Annotated in this window: 20 protein-coding genes; 9 read left to right on the forward strand and 11 right to left on the reverse strand. The window is 65.8% G+C overall.

What is annotated here, in order from left to right:
- Positions 1–32: 32 nt before the first annotated feature.
- Both FBY33_RS20495 and FBY33_RS08275 read right to left on the reverse strand, forming a co-directional pair.
- Positions 33–689, reverse strand: coding sequence for a DUF4232 domain-containing protein (locus FBY33_RS20495; RefSeq protein ID WP_200831339.1), 657 nt, complete (start codon positions 687–689; stop codon positions 33–35).
- Between the two features lie 202 nt (positions 690–891).
- A complete protein-coding gene (locus FBY33_RS08275) occupies positions 892–1101 on the reverse strand; it encodes a hypothetical protein (RefSeq protein ID WP_142032655.1) in 210 nt (69 codons plus the stop codon).
- Between the two features lie 213 nt (positions 1102–1314).
- On the opposite strand from FBY33_RS08275, the gene FBY33_RS08280 reads away from it, so the two are divergent.
- Complete coding sequence (locus tag FBY33_RS08280; RefSeq protein WP_142030158.1) at positions 1315–1665, forward strand: hypothetical protein; 351 nt, start codon at positions 1315–1317, stop codon at positions 1663–1665.
- A gap of 91 nt (positions 1666–1756) precedes the next feature.
- Here the strand turns inward: FBY33_RS08280 and FBY33_RS08285 are convergent, their stop codons facing one another.
- The 8 genes from FBY33_RS08285 to FBY33_RS08320 all read right to left on the reverse strand — a co-directional run bounded on the left by FBY33_RS08285 (position 1757) and on the right by FBY33_RS08320 (position 11548).
- Positions 1757–3472, reverse strand: coding sequence for a thiamine pyrophosphate-dependent enzyme (locus FBY33_RS08285; protein ID WP_142030159.1), 1716 nt, complete (start codon positions 3470–3472; stop codon positions 1757–1759).
- Between the two features lie 39 nt (positions 3473–3511).
- Positions 3512–5029 (reverse strand): amino acid permease, encoded by a 1518-nt coding sequence (locus FBY33_RS08290; protein ID WP_142030160.1) that lies wholly within the window; start codon positions 5027–5029, stop codon positions 3512–3514.
- A gap of 67 nt (positions 5030–5096) precedes the next feature.
- Positions 5097–6062, reverse strand: a complete 966-nt coding sequence (locus tag FBY33_RS08295; RefSeq protein ID WP_200831340.1) for a glutaminase — start codon at positions 6060–6062, stop codon at positions 5097–5099.
- Positions 6059–7657 (reverse strand): PucR family transcriptional regulator, encoded by a 1599-nt coding sequence (locus tag FBY33_RS08300; protein ID WP_142030161.1) that lies wholly within the window; start codon positions 7655–7657, stop codon positions 6059–6061. The genes FBY33_RS08295 and FBY33_RS08300 overlap by 4 nt, the downstream gene beginning before the upstream one ends.
- 236 nt (positions 7658–7893) lie before the next feature.
- Positions 7894–8652: a maleylpyruvate isomerase family mycothiol-dependent enzyme gene (locus tag FBY33_RS08305; RefSeq protein WP_142030162.1), complete on the reverse strand. Its 759-nt coding sequence runs from the start codon at positions 8650–8652 to the stop codon at positions 7894–7896.
- A complete protein-coding gene (locus FBY33_RS08310) occupies positions 8652–9479 on the reverse strand; it encodes a fumarylacetoacetate hydrolase family protein (protein WP_142030163.1) in 828 nt (275 codons plus the stop codon). Before FBY33_RS08310 ends, FBY33_RS08305 begins: the two co-directional genes overlap by 1 nt.
- Positions 9479–10621, reverse strand: a complete 1143-nt coding sequence (locus FBY33_RS08315; protein ID WP_142030164.1) for a cupin domain-containing protein — start codon at positions 10619–10621, stop codon at positions 9479–9481. Before FBY33_RS08315 ends, FBY33_RS08310 begins: the two co-directional genes overlap by 1 nt.
- 120 nt (positions 10622–10741) lie before the next feature.
- Positions 10742–11548 (reverse strand): IclR family transcriptional regulator, encoded by an 807-nt coding sequence (locus FBY33_RS08320; protein WP_142030165.1) that lies wholly within the window; start codon positions 11546–11548, stop codon positions 10742–10744.
- Between the two features lie 48 nt (positions 11549–11596).
- Here FBY33_RS08320 and FBY33_RS08325 point away from each other — a divergent pair, with 48 nt between their 5' ends.
- Together FBY33_RS08325 and FBY33_RS08330 are read left to right on the forward strand one after the other, a co-directional pair.
- On the forward strand, positions 11597–12889 hold the full coding sequence (locus tag FBY33_RS08325; RefSeq protein ID WP_142030166.1) for an MFS transporter: 1293 nt from the start codon (positions 11597–11599) through the stop codon (positions 12887–12889).
- On the forward strand, positions 12882–14129 hold the full coding sequence (locus tag FBY33_RS08330; RefSeq protein ID WP_142030167.1) for an FAD-dependent oxidoreductase: 1248 nt from the start codon (positions 12882–12884) through the stop codon (positions 14127–14129). The genes FBY33_RS08325 and FBY33_RS08330 overlap by 8 nt, the downstream gene beginning before the upstream one ends.
- A 145-nt stretch (positions 14130–14274) precedes the next feature.
- On the opposite strand, the gene FBY33_RS08335 is transcribed toward FBY33_RS08330, so the two are convergent.
- Complete coding sequence (locus FBY33_RS08335; protein ID WP_142030168.1) at positions 14275–15327, reverse strand: LacI family DNA-binding transcriptional regulator; 1053 nt, start codon at positions 15325–15327, stop codon at positions 14275–14277.
- Between the two features lie 222 nt (positions 15328–15549).
- Between FBY33_RS08335 and FBY33_RS08340 the strand changes: the two genes are divergently transcribed.
- The 6 genes from FBY33_RS08340 to FBY33_RS08365 are packed head-to-tail and all read left to right on the forward strand — an operon-like array spanning position 15550 to position 21763.
- Positions 15550–16908 carry an ABC transporter substrate-binding protein gene (locus FBY33_RS08340; protein ID WP_200831341.1) on the forward strand — a complete coding sequence of 453 codons (1359 nt, stop codon included), beginning with the start codon at positions 15550–15552 and terminating at the stop codon, positions 16906–16908.
- A 6-nt stretch (positions 16909–16914) separates the two neighbouring features.
- Positions 16915–17925: a carbohydrate ABC transporter permease gene (locus tag FBY33_RS08345; protein ID WP_142030169.1), complete on the forward strand. Its 1011-nt coding sequence runs from the start codon at positions 16915–16917 to the stop codon at positions 17923–17925.
- Positions 17922–18845: a carbohydrate ABC transporter permease gene (locus FBY33_RS08350; protein WP_142030170.1), complete on the forward strand. Its 924-nt coding sequence runs from the start codon at positions 17922–17924 to the stop codon at positions 18843–18845. The genes FBY33_RS08345 and FBY33_RS08350 overlap by 4 nt, the downstream gene beginning before the upstream one ends.
- Positions 18846–18847: 2 nt before the next feature.
- Positions 18848–19696: a sugar phosphate isomerase/epimerase family protein gene (locus FBY33_RS08355; protein ID WP_142030171.1), complete on the forward strand. Its 849-nt coding sequence runs from the start codon at positions 18848–18850 to the stop codon at positions 19694–19696.
- Positions 19693–20853 carry a Gfo/Idh/MocA family protein gene (locus tag FBY33_RS08360; RefSeq protein WP_142030172.1) on the forward strand — a complete coding sequence of 387 codons (1161 nt, stop codon included), beginning with the start codon at positions 19693–19695 and terminating at the stop codon, positions 20851–20853. Before FBY33_RS08355 ends, FBY33_RS08360 begins: the two co-directional genes overlap by 4 nt.
- Before the next feature lie 4 nt (positions 20854–20857).
- A complete protein-coding gene (locus FBY33_RS08365) occupies positions 20858–21763 on the forward strand; it encodes a sugar phosphate isomerase/epimerase family protein (protein WP_142030173.1) in 906 nt (301 codons plus the stop codon).
- Positions 21764–21766: the final 3 nt, after the last annotated feature.

The following is a 21766-nucleotide window of genomic DNA, read 5'->3' on the forward strand; positions in this document are numbered from 1 at the left end:
GGCCGCCTTTGGCCGTTAAAGGCTTCGTTGGGTCAGGCCGGCTGGAATGCGCCGATGCTGAGCAGGGTGATGTTTGCGTTGCTGCAGGCCCGGGTGGGCTGCGGGATAAACAGTGACTCGGTGTCCTCGGGCGGATAAATCCGGTAGCCGGCCGCATCCACGGGGGAGCAGTCCATGTAGTTGCCTGCCTGGGTGTAGCGCAGCACCGCCGTGCCGGTCTGGCCCGGGGCCAACAGGACGTCGACGACACCGGCGGACTCATCCCGCGTTGCCGGTGCACCAATGGGGGCGCCGGCGGCGTCTGCCACCAGGGAGACGCCCGGGAAACCCCTGAGGATGCAGGGCTCGGAGCCCTTGTTGGTGAGGTTGAGCTTCATGTAGACACTGCCGGCAGCGCCGCCGCCGGAGGCGTCGGTGGCGGCGGTGAGTTCGGCCGCCTTGCACAGGGCGGGGGTGCCCGCAGGGGTGGTGCCGGGAGCGGAGGAAGCAGGCGTCGATGTGGCCGGCGCCGAAGTGGCCGGAGGCGGCGTTGACGCGGTTGGCGACAGGGACTGGCTGGCCTGCCCGGTGGCGGGCGACGTCGTTGTCTGGGACTGCGGCTGGCTTGGACCGCACGCGGTGAGCAGCAGCGCTGCCGCTGCGGCCGCCGCCGTCATGGCAAACCCCTGGGAAATTTTCTGAGACCTCATGGCACCACCTTCGCGGTACCCGTTGCCCGCGTCAACGATGCCACCGGCAGTAGACGCAATTTGATGCCCGTATCGTGATGATCCCGGCATCAAACATGCCCGCAATGGGACCTGCGCGGCCATTTCGCCGGCCGGACTGTGTCCCCCGGCCCTCAGTCAGTCTCCGGCCCGCTGCAGTAGGGGCAATCGTCGGGGCAGTCCGTCATGACGTCACCCCAGCCAGGTCGAAGCCGTCGCCGATATGGAACAGCCGCCGGCCACCCGCCGGCGCAGTCACCCACACCACGTCGCCGTCGTCGGTCCGGGCATCCACCAGCCCGCTGAACGCGGTGTATCCATTGCTTCGGAGTTCCACTGTGTCGCCGATGTCGACGTTGTCCCAGCGGACGGGGCTTTTTACGCGGCTCGTCATTGAAGTCACGGTTCTTCCTTTGGGGAGAATGGGCCAGGCAGCCACTGCCGCCCGGTGATGCCATCAAACAGCCCGGCGAGGGTCGGGCTCAATGGAGGAATGGCCACCCGTTCCGGAACTGCTTTGTGCAGCCCTCCAGCAGGGTCCTTGTGCCGGCGTGGAACGGCAGGGTTAGACTGCCTGCGTACGTGTTGGCGATCGAAGGAGAAGTTCATGGACTACACCGGAAGCCAGTCGGAAAAGGCGGTTCCCGCCGGTGAACTGGGCCGCAGCCACATCGGGCAGACAATCAGCTTCCAGCCGAACGAGTTCACCGTCGTCTTCGGCAAGCTCGCCGGCATCGCGCGGACTGAGGCCATGGTCTACCTGTCCCTGACAGGGGTGGGAAGCGGCACCCACCTGAAGGATGAATACGACCTTCCCTTGACCCATGAGGTCTACGTACCGGTGGACGTCATTTCCAACGCGGAATCCACCATCAAGGACCTGTTTGGGAAGGTCCAGGAGAACCTCCGCGGGGCCGGCCACAAGGGAGGCGGCGAGGACCGGACGGACCGGCTCTAACCCCAAGCCCGAACCTTAAGGACGTGGACGACGGCGGGAGGTCCCGCCGTCGTCCACGTCACCCAGCAGCGCCCGGCGCTGCAGGCAAGCCTTAGTACGCCTTGACCCGCTGCTCCACCACCAGGTGGATCAAGGCGAACGTGCCGTCCCGATCGATCGCTTCCAGGGCGGCATCCAGCGCGGCCGGGACGTCCCGGTCCTCGGTCACCGTGACCCCGAACCCCCCGAAAGCCCTGGCCATCAACGCAAAATCGGGGTTCTTGAGCTGGGTGCCGGACACGCGCTGGGGGTAGTGCCGCTCCTGGTGGGTGCGGATGGTGCCGTACTCCTGGTTGTCCATGACCACCACCAGCGGGGTGGCGCCATACTGGGCAGCCGTTGCCAGCTCCTGCCCGTTCATGAGGAACTCGCCGTCCCCGGCGATGGTGACCACGCGCCGTCGCGGTTCGGCCAGGGACGCGGCGATGGCCGAGGGGACTGAGTACCCCATGGAACCGTTCCGCGCGCTGATCATGGACGCGTAACGGCGGGTGGGGAAGTACCGGTGCGCCCAGTTGGTGTGCTCACCTGCACCGAAGGTCACCATTGCGTCCTCCGGTAGCCGGGGGACAAGGTTGGCCATCAGGGTGTCCATCCGCGCCTGCCCGGCCGCCGGGGAAGCGGGAGGAAGCGCGGCAAAGCGCTCCTGCTCGGCACGCATCCGGCCCGTCCAGGCCTTCCACTCGTCCTTCACGGGCAGGCTGATGTCCGCCAGGCCGCGCACGAACGCCTCCGGCTTGGCCAGGATCTGCCGCGACACCGGACCGGACCTTCCGCGCAGTGACGGGTCCACCGTGACCAGGAAATTCTCCTTGTTCCAGTCCTGCCTGCAGACAAAGCCGTCCGTGATGACGTCCCCCGGCACCGTTCCCACGAAGACCAGGAGGTCGGTCTCCTCCAACAGGTCATACGTGGGGCGTGGACGGCCGTAGCCGATGGGGCCCACATAGGACGGCGAGTCGAAGGGCACCGTTCCTTGCGTCCGCCACTCCGCCGCCGCCGGGATGTGGTGCCGTTCCAGCCACTCGGTGAGCTGGTCCGCGGCCTCCTGCGTCCAGTCATTGCCGCCAGTGACGAACAGCGGCTTGCTGGATTGGGCAAGTGCCGCTTCCAACGCAGTTGCGTCCGTACTGGCCATGCCTCCCGCGGCAACGGGAATGGCAGGGTGCAGCACGGGGCTGACCTGCTGCCGGATGACGTCCTCGGGCAGCCCCACCACCACGGGCCCGGGCCGCCCGCTCATGGCTGCGAACATTGCTTCAGCCACGATCTCGGACGCCCGTTCCGGGTGGTCAAGGACCATCACCCGCTTGGCGCCGGTGTCGAACCAGGACTTGATGTCGAATTCCTGGAAGGCCTCGCGGTCCCGGTGGGCAAACGGGATCAACCCCACGAACAGCAGCATCGGGGTGGAATCCTGCCACCCGGTGTGCAGTCCCACGTGGGCATTGGCGGCACCGGGCCCCCTGGTCACCATCGCCACCCCGGGACGCTGGTTCAGCTTCCCGTCGGCTTCCGCCATGTAGGCGGCGCCGCCTTCGTGGCGGCAGACGATGGTTTCGATCGTCGAGTTGTGCAGGCCGTCCAGCACGTCCAGGAAGCTCTCGCCGGGAACCACATAGGTGCGTTCCACGCCGTGCGCCACCAGCGAATCAACGATCACGTGCCCCGCGGATTTCAGGGCGGGCACCGCGGCGTCCTGGTGATGGACGACGGCGGCGGGCCGGGTAGGGGAGGAGGTCAGGGTGGGCTGCGGCTCTGGTGTCATGTTCTTTCTTTAGCTCGGAGGGTGGCGGAAGCGCCGGGGTCAGGAAATGGGCGTGCGGTTGGCGATGACGGGGGATTTCCCGGTGTAGCCGTCGCGGGTTTCGGCGATGTCGCGGATGCGTTGGCGGCAGGCGTACCAGCCGATGACCATGAGGATGGAGGCGATGGCGGTGACGAGCATGGTCAGGGGTGAGTCGATGAAGACCATGATGAGGACGCTGATGAGGAAGAGCAGGGAGAGGTAGCCGGTGTAGGGGGCGCCGAACATGCGGAAGGAGGGGCGGGTGACCCAGCCTTTGTCGGCCCAGCGTTTGAGTTGGATTTGGCACAGGACGATGGTGGCCCAGGTCATGATGATGCCGACGGAGGCGATGTTGAGGACGATTTCGAAGGCTTCGGCGGGGACGAGGTAGTTCAGGGGGACGCCGAGGAGGGAGACGACGGCGGTGATGGCGATGCCGCCGTAGGGGACGCCTGCTTTGTTCATGCGGGAGGCGAATTTGGGGGCGGAGCCGTTGACGGACATGGAGCGCAGGATCCGGCCGGTGGAGTAGAGCCCGGCGTTGAGGGAGGACAGGGCGGCGGTGAGGACGACGAGGTTCATGATGACGTCTACGCCCTGGACGCCGATGGAGCCGAAGAAGGTGACGAAGGGGCTGACGCCTTTTTGGTAGGAGGTGAAGGGCAGCAGCAGGGCCAGGAGGATGACGGAGCCGACGTAGAACACGGCGATGCGGAAGACCACGGAGTTGATGGCTTTGGGCATGATTTTTTCGGGGTTTTCGGTTTCGCCGGCGGCGGTGCCGACGAGTTCGATGGAGGCGTAGGCGAACAGGACGCCCTGCATGAGGATGATCATGGGCAGCAGGCCGTTGGGGAAGATCCCGCCGTTGTCGTTCAGGAGGCTGATGCCGACTGGTTGGCCGTCCACGGGGGTGCCGAAGATGACGAAGTAGGTGCCGATGATGAGGAACGCGACGAGGGCGGCGACCTTGATCAGGGCGAACCAGAATTCCATTTCGCCGAAGACTTTCACGGAGACCAGGTTCAGGGCCAGGACTACGATGAGGGCGGTCAGTGCCCAGGCCCACTGCGGGACGTCGGCCATCCAGGGGATGTAGTTGCCGAAGAAGTGCATGTAGAGGGCGGCGGCGGTGATGTCCACGATGGTGGTGGTGGCCCAGTTGATCCAGTAGAACCAGCCGGAGACGAACGCGGCTTTTTCGCCGAAGAATTCACGGGCGTAGGAGACGAACGAGCCGGAGGAGGGCCGGTGCAGGACCAGTTCGCCCAGGGCGCGCAGGATCAGGAACGCGAAGAACCCGCAGACCGCGTACGCGATGACCAGGGACGGGCCCGCGGCGTTGAGCCGGCCGCCGGCGCCCAGGAACAGGCCGGTGCCGATCGCGCCGCCGATCGCGATCATCTGGATCTGCCGGGGCTTGAGGTTCTTGTGGTAACCCTTGTCCTCCGCGTGCAGGGAGGTCTCGGACGCATGCGCGTGACCCCCATCAATCAGGTGGTCGAACTCAACCTCGTCATTGGGGTTGTTGGGCATGGGTATTTCCTTTCGATCCGGGGATAGATCTGTCTGGGTGGCGAAAGCTGGAATTGGGTGGGAAGGGCTAGAAGACTGACCAGCCGGTGCGGTCGGAGAGGTCGGCAAGGGCTGCCGTGCCTGCCAGGGAATTGCCTTTTGCATCCAGGCGGGGGCTCCAGACGCAGATGGCGCACTGGCCCGGCACGATGACCAGGATCCCGCCGCCCACCCCGCTTTTGCCGGGCAGGCCCACGCGGTAGGCGAATTCACCGGCGGCGTCATACATGCCGCAGGTGAGCATAATGGAGCCGACGCGCTTTGCCTCGCTCCGGGACAACACCCTTCCGGACGCTCCCTGGCCGTCATTGGCAAGGAACAGTCCGGCCTTGGCCAGTTCGGCGCAGGTCATCATGATGGAGCATTGGCGGACATAGTTCTCCACCACGGATTCTGCAGGCTGTGTGAGGTTGCCGAAGTCCTTCAGGAAGTGCGCCAGGGCAAGGTTGCGGCTGCTGGCCGCCAGTTCGCCGGCAGCTGCAGCCTCGTCAATGAACGGGCCCTGCTGTCCAAGTGCCTGTCCAGGTGCCTGGCCCTGCTGACCCGCCTGTCCGGTGAGGAACCGCAGGAGGTGCGCTGCGGCGTCGGGCGTCCCTTCCATCAGGTGGTCGGTGACCACCAGGGCGCCGGCATTGATGAAGGGGTTGCGGGGGATGCCGTGTTCGGCTTCGAGCTGGACCAGGGAGTTGAAGGCGGTTCCGGACGGTTCGCGCAGCACCCGTGACCACAGGCGGGCCGATCCGCCGCCCTGCAGCGCCATGGCAAGGGTGAACACCTTGGAGATGCTCTGGATGGAAAACGGGACGTCAGCATCGCCTGAGCAAAAGACGTCACCGGAGGTGGTGGCGACGGCGATTCCAAACCGGTTGAAGGGGACCTTGGCCAGGAAGGGGATGTTGCGGGGCACTGCACCCGTTTCCTTCCGCGGCCGGTGATGCCGGACGATGTCCTCGAGGAGGACGTCCAGGGGTGGTGCACCGAGCGTTGTGGTCATTTCCTGCCTGAAGTGTCGTAGGAGGTGGAAGCCCACTCCTGGAGGTGGAGCAGTGCCACCAGGGAGTCCCTGGGACTGCTGAAGTTGAGGCCGGTCACGCGGGTGGCTTTGGCCACCCGGTAGTACACGGTGTTCTTGTGCAGGTTCATCCGCCTGGCGCACTCGGCGACGTCGAAGGACGCGTCGAAATACGCGCGGAGGGTTTCGGCGAGTTCGGCGTCGTCCTGGAGGAGTGTTGCCAGGCTGCGATGGCGGAAGGGTGAAGTGTGGAAGTTCCGTACCGCCTCGCGGTAGAGGATCTCGGCTTCGAAATCGCCTACCGAGGCAACCGTGCCCGGTTCCGCAGTGCGCACGCAGGCCAACAGCGCCTCCGTAATCCGTGTCACCGTGTGGAGAGACAACAGGTCCGGCGCCAGGGGGCCGACGGCTGCGAACGGACTGATGCCGAGGTGTTTGCCGGCATCCCGGACGATCGCTTCGGCCAGCGACCGCAGCCCCGATTCCGCCGTGCTTGACTGCAGGTCGGGCACGATGATGGCGGTGTCACCGTTGAACTGGCCTACGACGGCGGTGGGCTTGTAGGCGGCTGCGTGGATGGAGGCGAGGTTGGCAAGTTCGCCGTGCTTGAGTGCGGCGTCATCGGCACGCGAGTCGGCGTCGGACATGCCGATCAGGATCAGTGCGGCGGGACGTTCCGAGGGGATCTTTCCGCTGTGCGCGCTGGCGGCGGCTTCTGCCGGCCCTGACAGGATCCGCACAATCCGGTCCTCCCGCATATGCACGGACTGCTGGTTGCGGTAGCGGATCAGTTCGCCGGAAACGCGTGCCGCGGAACCCGTGAGCACGTATTCAACATCCGGGCCGAAGCCGCCTCCGGTCTCCTGGAGCCAGATGTAGCCCATGATCCGTTCGCCGGCAAAGAGCGCGATGGCCACCCGTTCCCGCAGGCCGTCCTGGGGCCTGGCCGGTACGCGGACCGGCAGCCGGGTGCGGTGCAGTTCCCGGTAGGCGCCGAGGTCCTTGAGCAGCAGTTCGTACTTCCGGGGGCCGCGGCGGGCCAGGATGGATGCTTTCCGGAGTTCATCGATGTCATTGGTGACGGTGGAGTAGGCCAGGACTTTGTTGGCCGCATCCTCGATGAGCACGTGGCTGGAGGTGAGCCGCGCCGTGGTCTGGGCGATCGCGAACAGGTCTTCCTCGAGCAGGGTCAGCACTTCGCTCTGGTAGCTGCGCGGCTGGATCCGGTCCTTGGCGATGGAGAGCAGCCGGTCCCAGTCCGCGGCGGGATCCACCAGCAGCAGCCCTGACCCGGCTGCACGGAGGAGTTCTTCTGCTTCCGCGAGGTCTTCACGCTCGCCCTTCACGGCGACCACCGGGGGCGGGTCCTTCAGGAGGCGACGGAGGGCCGGCAGCGCAGACCGGCCGCGGACCCCGATGAGCAGGACAAAGGCCTTGGCGGCTTCGACTGCCTCATCGTCGGCGTCGACAATGAGGAACCGTTCGATGGCCGGCGCCGACTGGGCGGGCCGGAGGATGAGGCTGGCGAAGCCAAGGGGGAGATCCGAGAGGATGTCATCCACCGTAACCGCGGCCATGGGTTTTCCTTTTGCGTCGATCCCGCCGGACGGCTCTGTCCGGTCACCTCATGCTATCCAGCGTTCTGGGGTGAATTCATGGAATCTGTTCCAACTCCTGGGGTCCATTTTTGGTTTCCAGTCCGAGGCGGGACCCCTGTGGTGAGCGGCGTGCCCGGCAGCAACGCCGAAAGGCGGACCAGCCCATGCTGGTCCGCCTTTGGCGTGGTGTTGTTGGCCCGGGTGCCGGCGGCAGCCTAGATCCAGGCGGGTGCCGGCGGCGCCGGGGTGACCGGTCCGCCGTCGCGCTGTGCCGTGGTTCCGTCCGTGCCGCGGCCGGTGGCCCACTGGGCAATGGCCGGCAGGGACCCGGAAACCACGGTGGGCGAGGCGGCTCCCGTGTCACCGTACGTGAGCGGCGGGGCCGTGCCGGTGACCTCGATGACCAGGTCCTTGTCCGTCCCGCGGGACTGCCAGGCCCCGGTGATGTCCTTGAGCAGCCGTTCCAGGACGGGTGCGGGGACGTCCTTGAACGTGGCTCCGTTGTCCAGGTCCACGGCGTGCACCCATACCTCGCGGGTGCGCATCCACACGGTTTCTTCCGCCGGGACGGTCCTGCCCTGGACGGTTTTGACCTTGTGGTGCCAGGAGTCGGCGGGCAGGTCGCGCCATTCCACGTTCAGGTGCACGGCTGAATGGTCGAACAGGTTCCGCAGTGCGATGGGACTGAGTGTGGCGCCGAAGTCGATCTCGTGGTTGCGGACCTCCACCGAGGGGTACATGGGTGTCTCCACCCCGGTGGCCGCCCACTCCACCAGGCGGGCGACGGCCCGGGCGTTGTAGCCCACGTGGGCCACAACGTGGCGGCGGGTCCAGCCCGGCAGCAGCGAGTCTCCATCGAGTTCCGCGTCGGGGAGCTCGTTGAGCTTGCGGGCGAAGAACGCGGTGCCGCGCCGGGCCTGCAGCAGCCCGTCGAGCAGGACGGGATCGGTGGTCTGGTCGTGCCGGGCAACCATCAGGCTTCCTTGACCACGCGGTTGGTCAGCTGGCCCAGGCCCTCGATGGTGGTCACCAGGACCTGGCCCTCCTGCAGGTAGCGCTTGGGGTCCTGTGCGTGGCCCACGCCGCCGGGGGTGCCGGTGGCGATGACGTCGCCCGGGTTCAGGGTGATGATGGTGGAGATGTAGGAGACCAGGAACTCCGGGGTGAACACCAGGTCCGAGGTGGGGGTGCTCTGCTGGACGTCGCCATCCACGGCGGAGGTCATCAGCGGGCCGGTCGTGAACTCGTCCTTGGTGACCAGGGCCGGCCCGAACGGGGTGGACTTCTCCCACGTCTTGCCCTGCAGCCACTGGATGGTGCGGAACTGGTAGTCGCGCATGCTGATGTCGTTCAGCACGGCGTAGCCGGCGATGTGCTCCGCGGCCTGGGCTTCGGGGATGCGGCGGCCGGACTTGCCGATCACCACGGCGAGCTCGGCTTCCCAGTCCACCGTGTCGGATTCCTGCGGCAGCGCGAGGTCGTCGTTGGGGCCGATCAGGGATTCGGCGTACTTGGCGAACAGGGTGGGGTGCTCGGGAACCTCACGGCCCATTTCCTTGATGTGGTTGCGGTAGTTGTGCCCCACGCAGATGATCTTGCCTGGGGAAGGTACGACGGCGGCGAGGTCGGCGCCGTCGAGCGCGTGCGTTGCGCCGTGGGCTGCCTTCGCCGTGGCTTCCCAGGTGGGATCCTTCAGCAGCGCCCCGACGTCGGAAAAGCCGGGAATTTCGGTGAGGGTGGCACCGTCCTGGCGGACTGCTGCGGTGCCGCCGTTGTCGAGGCGGAGGGTGAGGAGTTTCATTACTTGGTGCGTCCTTCGATGTAGGTGCGGTTGAAGTTCAGGCGCTCAAAGATGGGGGCGTCGCTGAAGCGGAACAAATCAAAATCCGTTTGTGAGCCAGCGTCGGCCTGCAGGGACCAGGCGGCCCAGGACGGGACCACGAACAGGTCGCCCTTGGCCAGGGTCCGGGTTTCGCCGTTCAAGGTCACGGTGCCGGTGCCTTCGAAGACCTGCCAGACGCTGGAGCCCACCTCGCGGACGGTCTCGGTCCAGGCCCCGGCGCGGAAGCGGTGGAATTCGGCGCGGATGGTGGGCATGACGTCCCCGCCGGTGGTGGGGTTGGTGTACCGGATGGCGGCGTGGCCCTGGGAGACGGTGGCGGGGTGGCCCTCGTCCTCGAGGAGCAGCTGCTCGCGCAGGGCGGCGTCCGTGTACTTCCAGCGGTAGGCCGCGATGGGGGAGTTGGTGGTGTCATCCAGGCCGGAGAGCGGGCGCAGTCCGGGGTGCGCCCAGAGCCGCTCGGAACGGGAGATGTCCGGGGTTGCTTCGTCGGTCACGCGCTCGGTGCCGAATTCGAAGAACCCGGCATCGGCGTAGTGCACGAACGGGATGTCCAGCCCGTCGATCCAGGCCATCGGCTCGTCGGTGTCGTTGTGGTGGCCGTGGAAGTTCCAGCCCGGGGTGAGCAGGAAATCGCCGCGGGACATCCGGACGGGGTCACCGTTCACCACGGTCCACACGCCCTCGCCTTCAACGACGAACCGGAAGGCGTTCTGGGAATGGCGGTGCTCCGGGGCGGTTTCCCGCCCACCCAGGTACTGGATGGCGGCCCAGAGTGTGGGCGTGGCGTACGGGGTGCCGGCCAGGCCCGGATTGGCCAGCGCGATGGCGCGGCGTTCCCCACCACGGCCCACGGGCACCAGGTCCCCGGCGCGGGCGGCCAGAGGATAGAGGTCATCCCACCGCCACACATGCGGAACCGCTTTGGGGGACGGGACCATGGGCATCAGGTCCGCGATCTCCGTCCACAACGGAATCAGGTTTTCTTTATCGAAATCCTTGTACAGCTGCTCAAGCTGGGCAGCCTCCTCAGGGGTGGGCTCGGGAACATGGTGTTCCTGTGCCACGGATTCGTGCGTTTGGTTTTCAGCGCTGATCGACACTGGCCTTCTCCTTGCGTGCGGACTGATTGCGACGTGGATTCGACCCTAGGGAAAATGTGCTGTGATCCGAAGCATATTCTGGTAAGCAGAATTTAGGGGGTGGGAGCGGCCTGGGTTCCCTCAGCTGGGTCCCGAACCGTCCACCGGATTGGCCGCGATGTCGATTTCCAGCTGGCGCCGGGTTTCCATCATGACGCCCACCAGTCCGGCGTCGAACAGGGGCCGGAACCGTGCCACCGGGGTGGCCACGCTCAAAGCTCCCACCACCATGCCCCTGCCGTTGTGCAGCGCCATCCCGAAGGCGCTGATGCCCTCCTCGGTGCCCTCGAAATTGGCGGCAAATCCGTTGGCGCGGACAGACTCAAGCTCGCGCAGGAATGTGGGGTACTCGGCGTCCGGGATGTAGTCCCCGCCGAGCTCCGCATTGGGACTGCGGAACAACTGCTCCAGCACAGCGGGATCCAGTTCGGCCAGGATGGCTTTTCCGCCCGAGGCCTTGTGCGCCGGAAGCAGGGTTCCCTGCCGGTCCCCGACGCGCAGGATGTTGGTGCTTTCGACCGTATCCAGGAAGCGGACCTTGGTGCCCACCCGGATCATCAGATTGACCGTCTCGTTGGTGCGTGCACACAGCAGCTCCATGTGCGGCCGGGAGATGTCCCGCAGCTGCCGCGTCCAGCTGAAACCCGCCGGGCCGGCACCCATCGCCGGGCCTGGCACATACCGGCGGGTCTCGTCCTGGATGGCGAAACCACGGTATACCAGCATGGCCAGGAGCCGGTGGGCCGTGGACGGGGCCACCCCGAGCTCCGCTGCGGCGTCCTTGAGCCGCAGGCTGCCCACGTCCCGCAGGAGCTGGAGGAGCTGCAGGGCGTTGTCCACCGCTTCAATGGAGTAAGTAGGTTTCCGCCGGGCCGGAAGATTCTGCATAACAGAATCTTATGGGCGCCGCGGTATGACTGCCAGCACAGTGGTGGGATGAATCACACAACTTCCGCTGCAGCGCCGCAGCGCACGGACGCCCCCGTTCCGGGTGCAGGCCTTTCCGGGTTTCCCCGGCGTTCCATGCTTGCCGTCCTGGTGTGCTGGCTGCTGGTCGTTTTCGACGGCTATGACCTGATCGTCTACGGCACGGTCCAGGGCTCGCTCATCAATGACACCGGCTGGGGCCTGACCAAGGCAACGGCCGGCACCATCGGGTCGATGGCCTTCATCGGCATGATGATCGGAGCGGTCTTCGCCGGCCGCATGTCCGACACCTGGGGCCGGCGGCGCACCATCATCGGCTGCGCCATCGTGTTCTCCGTCTTCACCATCTTCTGCGCCTTTGCACCCAGCGCACCGGTCTTCGGCGGCCTGCGCCTGCTGGCCGGCATCGGACTGGGCGGCCTGGTGCCCTCCGCCAATGCCCTGGTGGCCGAGCTGGTTCCGGAAAAGTGGCGATCCACCATCGCCACCCTCATGATGTCCGGCGTTCCCATCGGCGGCTCCATCGCAGCACTGGTGGGCATCCCGCTGATTCCGGCCTTCGGCTGGCCCGTCATGTTCCTGGTGGCCGTCGTGGCCCTGGTGGTGGTCATCCCGCTGGGGCTTCGCTACCTGCCGGAGACCCTGGCAGCCAAACCTGCCGGCGCAGCCGTCAGCGCCGCCAAGGAATCCGTCGGCTTCGGTTCCCTGCTTCGGGCGCCCTACCTTGGAACCAGCCTGCTGTTTGCCTTCGGCACACTGGTGACCCTCTTCGCCTGGTACGGGTTGGGCACCTGGCTGCCCAACCTCATGCAGCTGGCGGGCTACAACCTTGGATCAGCGCTGACGTTCGCGCTGGCGCTCAACCTGGGCGCGGTGGCGGGCTCGGTGCTGACCGCCTGGGCCGGCACACGGTTCGGGCCCATTCCCACGGCGATCGCGGCGGCAGCGGTTGCCGCCGTTGCCCTGGTGGTCCTGGTGACCGGGCCGCCCGTCGCCGTCGTCTATTTCATGCTGGTGCTGGCCGGCGTGGGAACGCACGGCACCCAGTGCCTGATCATCGCCGCCGTGGCCAGCCACTATCCGGCACACCTTCGAGGCACCGCCCTTGGCTGGGCGCTGGGCGTGGGCCGGATCGGTGCAGTGGCCGCCCCGCAGGCCGGCGGGCTCCTGCTCGCGGCGGGCCTGGGCGTCAATTCAAACTTCCTGGCGTTTGCCGGAGCAGCAGCCGCAGCAGCAGTCCTCATTGCTGCAGTCGGCATCAAAATCAAGAAATCAACAGCAGTAGGAGTTTCCAATGTCTAACGTCAAAGCGTCCACCGACGTCCTCGTGGTGGGCGGCGGCATGGCCGGGCTTGCCGGAGCGCTCGCACTTCGCGAAAACGGCGCCGATGTCACCCTGGTTGAAGTGGCACCCGCCTTCGGCGAAGTGGGCGCCGGCCTGCAGATGGCCCCCAACGCCTCCCGCGTCCTCAAGCGCTGGGGCCTCCTGGAGAAGGCGCTGGAAATCGGCGTCCAGCCCAAGCACCTGGTGTTCCGCGACGCGGTCACCGGCGAGGAACTGACCCGCCAGACCCTTGGCGGCGAGTTCGAGGAACGCTACGGCGCCCCGTACGTCGTCATCCACCGCAGCGACCTGCACCGGATCCTGCTCGAGGCCTGCCAGGAAGCCGGCGTCACCATGGTGAACGATGTCCTGGTGCAGAAAGTGGAAACCGATGGCGACCGGGCCCGCGCCTACACCGCCAAGGGCGAGGTTTTCGAAGCCGACGCCATCCTGGCTGCGGACGGGCTGAAGTCCACCCTGCGCGGCACAGTTGCCAATGACGGCCCGGTGAACTCGGCCTACGTGGCGTACCGCGGCACGGTGCCCATCACGGAGGAGACCCCCGCCGCGGACCTGGAGGACGTCATTGTCTACCTGGGCCCGGACTGCCACCTTGTCCAGTACCCGCTGCGGAAGGGCCAGCTGCTCAACACCGTGGCAGTGTTCAAGTCCCCGTCGTTTGAGCGCGGCGAAGAGCAGTACGGCGGCGTGGACGAACTCCAGGCAGCCTACAAGGACTGCGTCCCCGCTGTTCAGGAAGCCCTGAAGAACCTGGCCACCGGCATCCGCTGGCCTATGTACGACCGCGATCCCATCGAGAACTGGGTCTCCGGCCGCATGGCGCTGATTGGCGACGCCGCCCACCCGATGCTGCAGTACCTGGCCCAGGGTGCCTGCCAGGCGCTGGAGGACGCGGCAGTGCTCCAGGACGTGGCCCGCAGCAGGGTCTTCACCACCGGGGGAATCGACGCCGGTGCCTGGGAGGCTGCCTTCCGCGAGTTCAACCAAGCCCGTGCCGCACGGACGGCGCGCGTCCAGCGCACCGCCCGTATCTGGGGCGAGTCTTGGCACGTGGGCGGTGTGGCACGGGTGCTGCGGAACATGCTGTTCAAGAGCCGGGGCGACAACAACTTCCAGTACAACGACTGGCTGTACGGCCGCAACGAGCCCGGCGTTCCGGCAGAGGTTCCGGCCGGGGCCAAGCTGGTGGAAGCCTAAGCGCTGCGTTCCAAGGCGGGCGTACGACGGCGGTCTCTCCCGCCGTCGTACGCCCGCCTTTGGTCTGGGCTGGGTAACACAATCCATTGCTCCGTATCTGTCCTTTTGACGCCTGAAAACGGCAGGTACGGAGCAGTGGATTCCTCTAGTGGGGCGCGGGGCCCGTCGATTCGCGGATGGTCAGGTGGGTGGGCATGACGGCGAGTTGGCGGGTGGCGCTTCCCGCGAGCGGGTTGAGCTGGGCCAGCAGCATGGACACCGCCACCCTGCCCGCCTGCTCGATGGGGCTGGAGATGGTGGTCAGCGGGGGATTGCAGAAGTCCGCACCGAAAATATCATCCGATCCGATGATGCTCATGTCCGCGGGCACCCGGATACCGCGGGCCTGCAGGCGCTGGAGCATGCCGATGGCCAGCAGGTCATTGAAGACGATGCAGGCTGTTGCGCCTGTCCGCACCGCTGCGTCCGCGGCCGCGGCCCCCGACGTCGTCTTCGGTGTGTAGGGCCCAATCCGGTGGACCTCCATGCCGCGCTTCGTCGCGTCCTCCTCGAAGACTTTCCACCGCATCTGGTTGGACCAGGATGTGGGCGGTCCGGCAACGTAGCAGACCTTGTGGTGGCCCAGCGATGCCAGGTGCTCCAGTGCCTGGATAATCGCAGACGGCGTATCGATCATCACGGTGGGCGTGCTGGTGGAGGCCCGGTTGAACGTCACCAGGGGCTGCGACCGGGAGACCTCTGCCAGCTGGGCATCCGTCAGGCGTGAGGCGGCGAGGATGAAGCCATCGGCGGACTTGCGCATCTTGTGCAGCGCATCCAGCTCCATCTCACTGGATTCCTCGGTATCCACCAGGAGCTGGGTAACGCCGGCGGCCTTGAGCTGGTGCTGGGTGCCCCTGATGATGTCGAAGTAGAACGGATTGGTGATGTCGGGCACCAGCACGGCGACGGCGTTGGTCCGTCCTGAGCTAAGTCCGCGGGCCTGGGAGCTGGGGACGTAATTCAGTTCCGCTGCCGCTTCCTCGATCCGTACGCGCGTCCGCGGGTTCACCCGCTCCGGCCGCGCCAGTGCCCGTGACACTGTGGAAGTAGCCACACCCGCCAGTTCCGCCACGTCGCGGATCGTGGGCGGGCGGTCCCGCTGGGTGCGCCCGTCGAGGCTGGCCGGAGCTGACGCCCTGGTTTCTGGGTTTGCCATCGCTGCAGGCCTTTCCTTGCGGAGCTGGACACCGGGGCCATCTGCGGCGTCGGGGCCTGGTCTCCGGAATGACTGATGCATCCATCAGAGCACTTATGGCAATTTTTGGCAACCGCTTGCCAGCGGCTTGCCGTCCTTCCTAGACTGACTCTCAAGTCGCCTGCAGTGATGTCCGCCACAGGATGGATGTGGCCATGCGGGTGTCCTAGAGGAGAAAAAACAATGAGGTTTAAATCGACTACTGGGCTTGCGGCGATCGTCACGGCTGCAGCACTCGCCCTGACCGGTTGCGGATCGTCCGGCTCCGGCGGCGGAGGCTCTACAAACGCGGATGGCAAGGTGGACGGCACGGGCAAGACCCTCAACGTCCTGGTCGGCGTCCTGAGCCAGTACCCGGAGCAGCAAAAGCAATGGCAGAGCGATATCGCCGCCAAGTTCAAGGCTGAGACCGGGGCCGACGTGAAGTTCGAGACCTTCGCTTCGGCGAACGATGAACTCACCCGCATCCAGACGTCCGTGGTCTCCGGGCAGGGCCCGGATGTCTATGGACTGGGCACGACTTTCACCCCCACTGCCTTCTCCACCAAGGCATTCGTCACCCTCTCCGACGACGACTGGAAGAAGGTGGGCGGCAAGGACCGGTTCAACCCGGCAGCCCTTGGCATCTCCGGACCGGACAAGGACCACCAGGTTGGCATTCCCTTCGTCAGCCGCCCGTTCGTGATGGCCTACAACAAGGACCTCCTGGCCGCTGCCGGCATCGACAAGCCAGCCACCACCTGGGACGAGCTTGCCGCGCAGGCCAAGAAGATGACCAAGGGCGACACCTACGGCATCGCCACCGGATACAAGGACAACTTCGACCCCTGGAAGTTCATCTGGGCCATGTCGGTCCAGGCCGGAAACCCGCTGGTGGACGGCAACAAGCTGAAGATGGATGACCCAGCGGTCAAGAAGGCGTACCAGACGTACTTCGGCTGGCTGACCAACGACAAGATCGTCGACCCCGCTTCCGTGGGCTGGAGCAACAGCAACGCCGTGGCCGCCTTTGCCAGCGGCAAGGCCGGCTACCTGATGATGACCACCGCCACCTCCATCCCGACGCTCGATAAGTCGGCAATTGCCGGCAAGTACGAGTACGCCCTGATGCCCACCGTCGCACCCGGCGAGACACAGTCCAAGTCCGACGGCGACGCCGCCAGCATCCTCTCCGGCGACAACCTCGTGGTGGCGGACTACTCCAAGCAGCAGGACCTGGCCTTCGCATACATCAAGCTGATCACGTCCAAGGACGAGCAGCTGAACTACCAGAAGACATTCGGTGACCTGCCGGCCAACGCCGAGGCACTCGCGAGCCTGACCGACCCCAAGCTCAAGCCGATGGCCGACGCCGCGGCCAAGTCCAAGGCGACCCCCTTCACCGGCGCCTGGGGTGATATCCAGCTCGCACTCCTGAACGTAACGGTGCAGTCCGTTCCGGACCTCGCCGCCGGAAAGGTCGACGAATCTGCCCTTGAACAAAGGATCCAGGACGCCCAGAACAAGGGCCAGGCTTCCCTGGACCGTGCCTCCAAAGGATAAGTTCTGATGTCAACCGATGCCTCCAACGAAGTCCGGCTTGCGGCGGAGTCCGCCGCAAGCCGGGCGGCCCGGGATGCTGATGCAACCGGGCACAAGCCTGACCACAATGACGGGCCGCGCCGAAAGGGCCTGAGCGAACGGAACCGGCCGCTCTGGATGCTGATCCCCGGCGGGGTCCTGATGATCATCATCATCGTGCTGCCGCTCCTGCTCGGCATCTACATGTCCGTGCTTAACCTGGACCAGTACACGCTGCGCAAATGGATCAGTGCACCGTTCATCGGAGTCGAAAACTTCGTTGAAGCCGTCACTGCCTCGCCCCTGCTGCACGCTGTCTGGCTCAGTGTCAGCTACTCCCTGCTGGCCATGGTGGTGACGCTGCCCCTGGGCATCGCTGCCGCCGTCGCAACCCAGAACGCCTTCAAGGGCCGCGCCGTCATCCGGTCGGTCTTCCTCATCCCGTACGTCCTTCCTTCCTTCGTGGTGGCAACCGTATGGCGCACCATGCTGCGGCCGGGCGGAATAGTGGACGAGGCCCTCGGGAGCGTGGGAATCCATACTGGGCTGTGGCTCAACGGCCCGCAGACCTTCTGGACGCTGGTACTGGTCCAGATCTGGGCCTCCTGGCCTTTCATCTACCTGCTGGCGCTGTCCGGCCTGCAGTCTGTGGACCACGAGGTCCACGAAGCGTCCGCGCTCGACGGTGCTCTGTGGTGGAACAAGCTCCGGTACGTCGTGTTCCCTTACCTCAAGGGGCCGCTGGCGCTGGCATTCCTGATTGGCATGCTGCACCACATCAACAACTTCACGCTCCCGTTCGTGCTGTTCGGTGTTCCTGCGCCTGCGGACGTGGAAGTCCTCCCGATCCTCACGTACGTTACGAGTTTCCAGAGCTTCCGCTTCGGCTTGAGCGCAGCGATGGCCTTCGTCTCCCTGGTGCTCGTCGCCATTCCGTTGTTCGTCTACCTTCGCGCCGTAAAGCTCGACGACGCCGAATCACCAGGGGGCAAGAAATGAGTACCACGACAGCCAAACGGCAGGGCGCGCCGGTCTTCGAGGTCGACCGTCCGGGGTCGCATCGACAGCATGAGGTGCTGCGGCTGCTGCCAAACCCCCTGTTGATCATCGTCCTGGTGTTCCTGGGCGCCCTGGTCCTGATTCCGGTGCTGTATATCTTCCTGGCCTCGGTGAACTCGGACATCGGGGTGGCCAACGGGGAATTCTGGCCGTCGACTGTAACGTTCGAGAACTATTCGAAGATCTGGACCAGCGTGGGCCTGGCCAACGGCCTCGCCAACAGCGTGCTGGTGGCGGGAGCAACCGCAGTGGTCTCCGCCGCGCTGTCCGTGTCCACCGCGTTCGTCCTGGTCCGCTACAGCTTCCGCGGCAGGCTGAGCATCCTCCGCGGCCTGCTGGCACTGCAGTCCGTGCCCGGGACCCTCATGGTGCTGCCGGTCTTCGTCCTGTTCTCCTCGGCCGCCACCTACCTGGGGATCCAGGTCATCGGAACCCAGTGGGGCCTGTTCGTGACCTACTTGACGTTCGCCATGCCGTTCTCCACGTGGGTCATGGTCACCTACCTCCGCGGGCTTCCCAAGGAGCTTGAAGAAGCAGCCCGGATCGACGGCGCGTCCAACCTCGGAGTGCTGTTCCGGATCATCCTCCCGCTGAGCTGGCCCGGCATCGTTGTTTCCGGCATTTTCGCCTTCCTGCTCGGCTGGAATGACGTGTTGTTCGCATCGGTGATGACGCGGCCGGAAAGCCAGACGGCCGCCGTCGCACTTCAAATCTTTGGCGCTTCCCAGGAAGGCGGGGCCATCCCGTTCTACGGCCAGTTGATGGCGGCGGCCCTTGTCTGCGCGGCACCAGTAGTCATTCTGTACCTGATTTTCCAGCGTTACCTAGTAGGCGGGCTCACCGCCGGAGGAGTTAAATAACCATGGTTTCGACCACCCAGGTCACCTGGCAGCTGTCAGGCTTCGGCGATGAAATCGACGACGACCCAGCCGTCCAGACAGCAGTACTGCAGGCCCTCGGGGCCAACCACATCGAGGTCCGCAGCGCCTGGGGCACCAATATCGTGGACCTGAGCGATGAACAGCTCAAATCCCTTGCGTCTCTGCTGGCGGAGAAAGGCATGAAGGTCTCGGCCATCGCTTCCCCCATCGGAAAGGTTGATGTCAGCCTCCCGGTGGAGCACGAAGTGGAACGGCTGCGCCGGGCGGTGAACGCGGCGAAGGTCCTGGACGCCAGGTACATCCGCATCTTCTCGTTCTACTACGGCGAATCGGTGCCGGTGGAAAGCATCCGCGACGCCGTCATGGAGCGCATGCGTGCACTCGCCGATGTAGCGGAGGAAGGCGGCGTGATCCTCCTGCACGAGAACGAAAAGGACATCTTCGGCGACGTTCCGGACCGTGTCCTGGACATCATTGAGACGGTCAATTCGCCGGCCCTGAAGGTGGCCTGGGATGCCGCCAACTTCGTCCAGGTGGGCGTGAAGCCCTTTGATGAGGCGTACGCCAAGCTGCGTCCGCACCTTGAGTACCTCCAGGTCAAGGACGCGTTGTTCGAGAACGGCCATGTGGTCCCGGCCGGCGAAGGGGACGGGGATGTGCTCCGCACCGTGGAGGCACTCAAAGCCGACGGCTACCAGGGCTTCGCCTCCCTAGAGCCGCACCTCGCCGGTGCCCACGGGCTGGGCGGGTTCTCCGGCCCCACCGCATTCGGCATCGCAGCACGCGCCTTCGCAAAAGTCACCGCAGAAGCAGGAGTCCAGACCGCATGAGCACTTTGAACGTAGCCATTACCGGCTGCGGCGTTATTGGCCGCACCCACGCCGTAGCCCTCCAGGCATTTCCGGAGGCCCGGGTCGTGGCATTGGTGGATGCCATTCCGGCAGCATCAGAATCCCTGGCGGACTTCATCGAACAGAAGGGCGGGCAACGGCCCCCGCAGTTCACCACCCTGGCGGAAGCCTTCGGCGCTGTTGAGATCGACCTGGTGGCGCTGGCCACCCCCAGCGGACTGCATATCCAGCAGGGCCTGGAGGTACTCGCGGCGGGCAAGCATGTGGTGATCGAAAAGCCCCTTGACGTTGACCTCAGCCGGGCGCAGGAAATCGAAGCCGCAGCCAAGGAAGCGGCTGCCAAAGGGGTGGTGGCATCCGTCATCAGCCAGCACCGCTTTGACCAGTCAAGCGTCGCTGTTGCCGATGCCGTGGCCAAGGGCCGCTTCGGCCGGCTCACGTCGGCCATCGCTTCGGTTGCCTGGTGGCGCAGCCAGGGGTACTACGACTCCGGTGACTGGCGCGGCACCTGGTCCATGGACGGCGGCGGCGCACTGATGAACCAGGGCGTCCACACCGTGGACCTGCTGCTGTGGTTCATGGGGCGCCCCGTGGAGATCCATGCGCACACTGCCCGGCTTGCGCACGAACGCATCGAGGTGGAGGACACGGCGGTTGCCACCATCACCTTCGAAAACGGCGGCTTGGCCGTCCTGCATGCCACCACCGCTGCCTACCCCGGACTGACGGTACGCGTCCAGCTCATGGGATCCGAAGGCTCGGCTGTGGTGGACAATGACAAGCTGCAGTACTTCCACAGCAAGGACGCCGGCGGCGAGTCCGCGGACATGGGCCTGCAGGGCGGCGGCAACCAGGCTGAACAGGAACTGGCCAAGTACCCGGAGGAGGACTACAAGGCCGCAGACCCCACCGTGTATCCCGCCGGCCACGTCCGGCAGTACCGGGACATCCTGGCTGCCATCGCCGGGGGAACTCAGCCCGGCGTCACCGTCAGTGACGCTGTCAACGCGCTCGCGGCCGTGCGCTCCGTCTACGTTTCGGCCACCCTCGGCCAGCCCGTCCTCTTTGATGACGTTTTGGCCGGCAAGTACAACGACCTTGAAGTCCGCACCGGCACCGCGGCAGAAAGCGCCTGACATTATGAAGTTTTCAGTTTTTACCGCATCAACGCCGGAATGGACTCCCGAAGAGGCAGTGCAGCACCTCGGCGAACAGGGCTGGGACGGCGTCGAATGGCGTATCACGGACCAGGCTGATGCTGCCACGCCGGGTTTTTGGGCCGGCAACAAGGCCAGCATCCCGCTCACCGGCATGGAAGACCATTTGGACCGCATCGCCACCCTCACCAGTGGCGCCGGCCTGGAATTCTCCGGGATCGGCGGATACGCCCGGTGCGACAACCATGCGGACGTGGACCGCATGTTGGCCGCCACCGCAAGGCTGGGCGCGGGCCAGGTCCGGGTCACCACCCTTCCCCTGGGAACCGCGGCATGGGGGAACGAGCCGGCCAGCGGGACACCCTATCCTGAGCTTTTCGCCGGCGCCCGCCGTGATTTCGAGTGGATCGCTGAGCGGGCGGCCCACCACGGTGTAAAGGCACTGGTGGAGCTGCACCACCGCACCATTACCGCCTCCGCCTCGTCCGCGCTCCGCCTCCTGGAGGGATTGGATCCGCGGCACGTCGGCGTCATCCATGACCTGGGCAACCTCCTGATCGAAGGCCAGGAGGACTACCTCCCCGCGTTCGAGCTCCTGGGCGACTACCTGGCGCACGTTCACGTGAAGAATGCCGTGTGGGTCAACAGCGGTGAGACGGACGAGTCCGGGGCAGCCGTGTACCGGAACGAGTGGGCTCCACTGCGTTCCGGCCAGGGCAGTGTGCTGGCGTATTTCCAGGCGCTCGCGGCCTTCGGCTATGACGGCTGGGTTACGGTGGAGGACTTTTCCACCGAGCTTCCGCTGGCCGAGCGGACCACCGACAACCTTGACTACCTCCGCTCCACTGCGGCCCTGGCGGGGCTGTCCGTCCCTGCAGGGAGGCGTTGACCG

The organism is Arthrobacter sp. SLBN-112 (genome assembly GCF_006715225.1).
GTDB lineage: Bacteria > Actinomycetota > Actinomycetes > Actinomycetales > Micrococcaceae > Arthrobacter.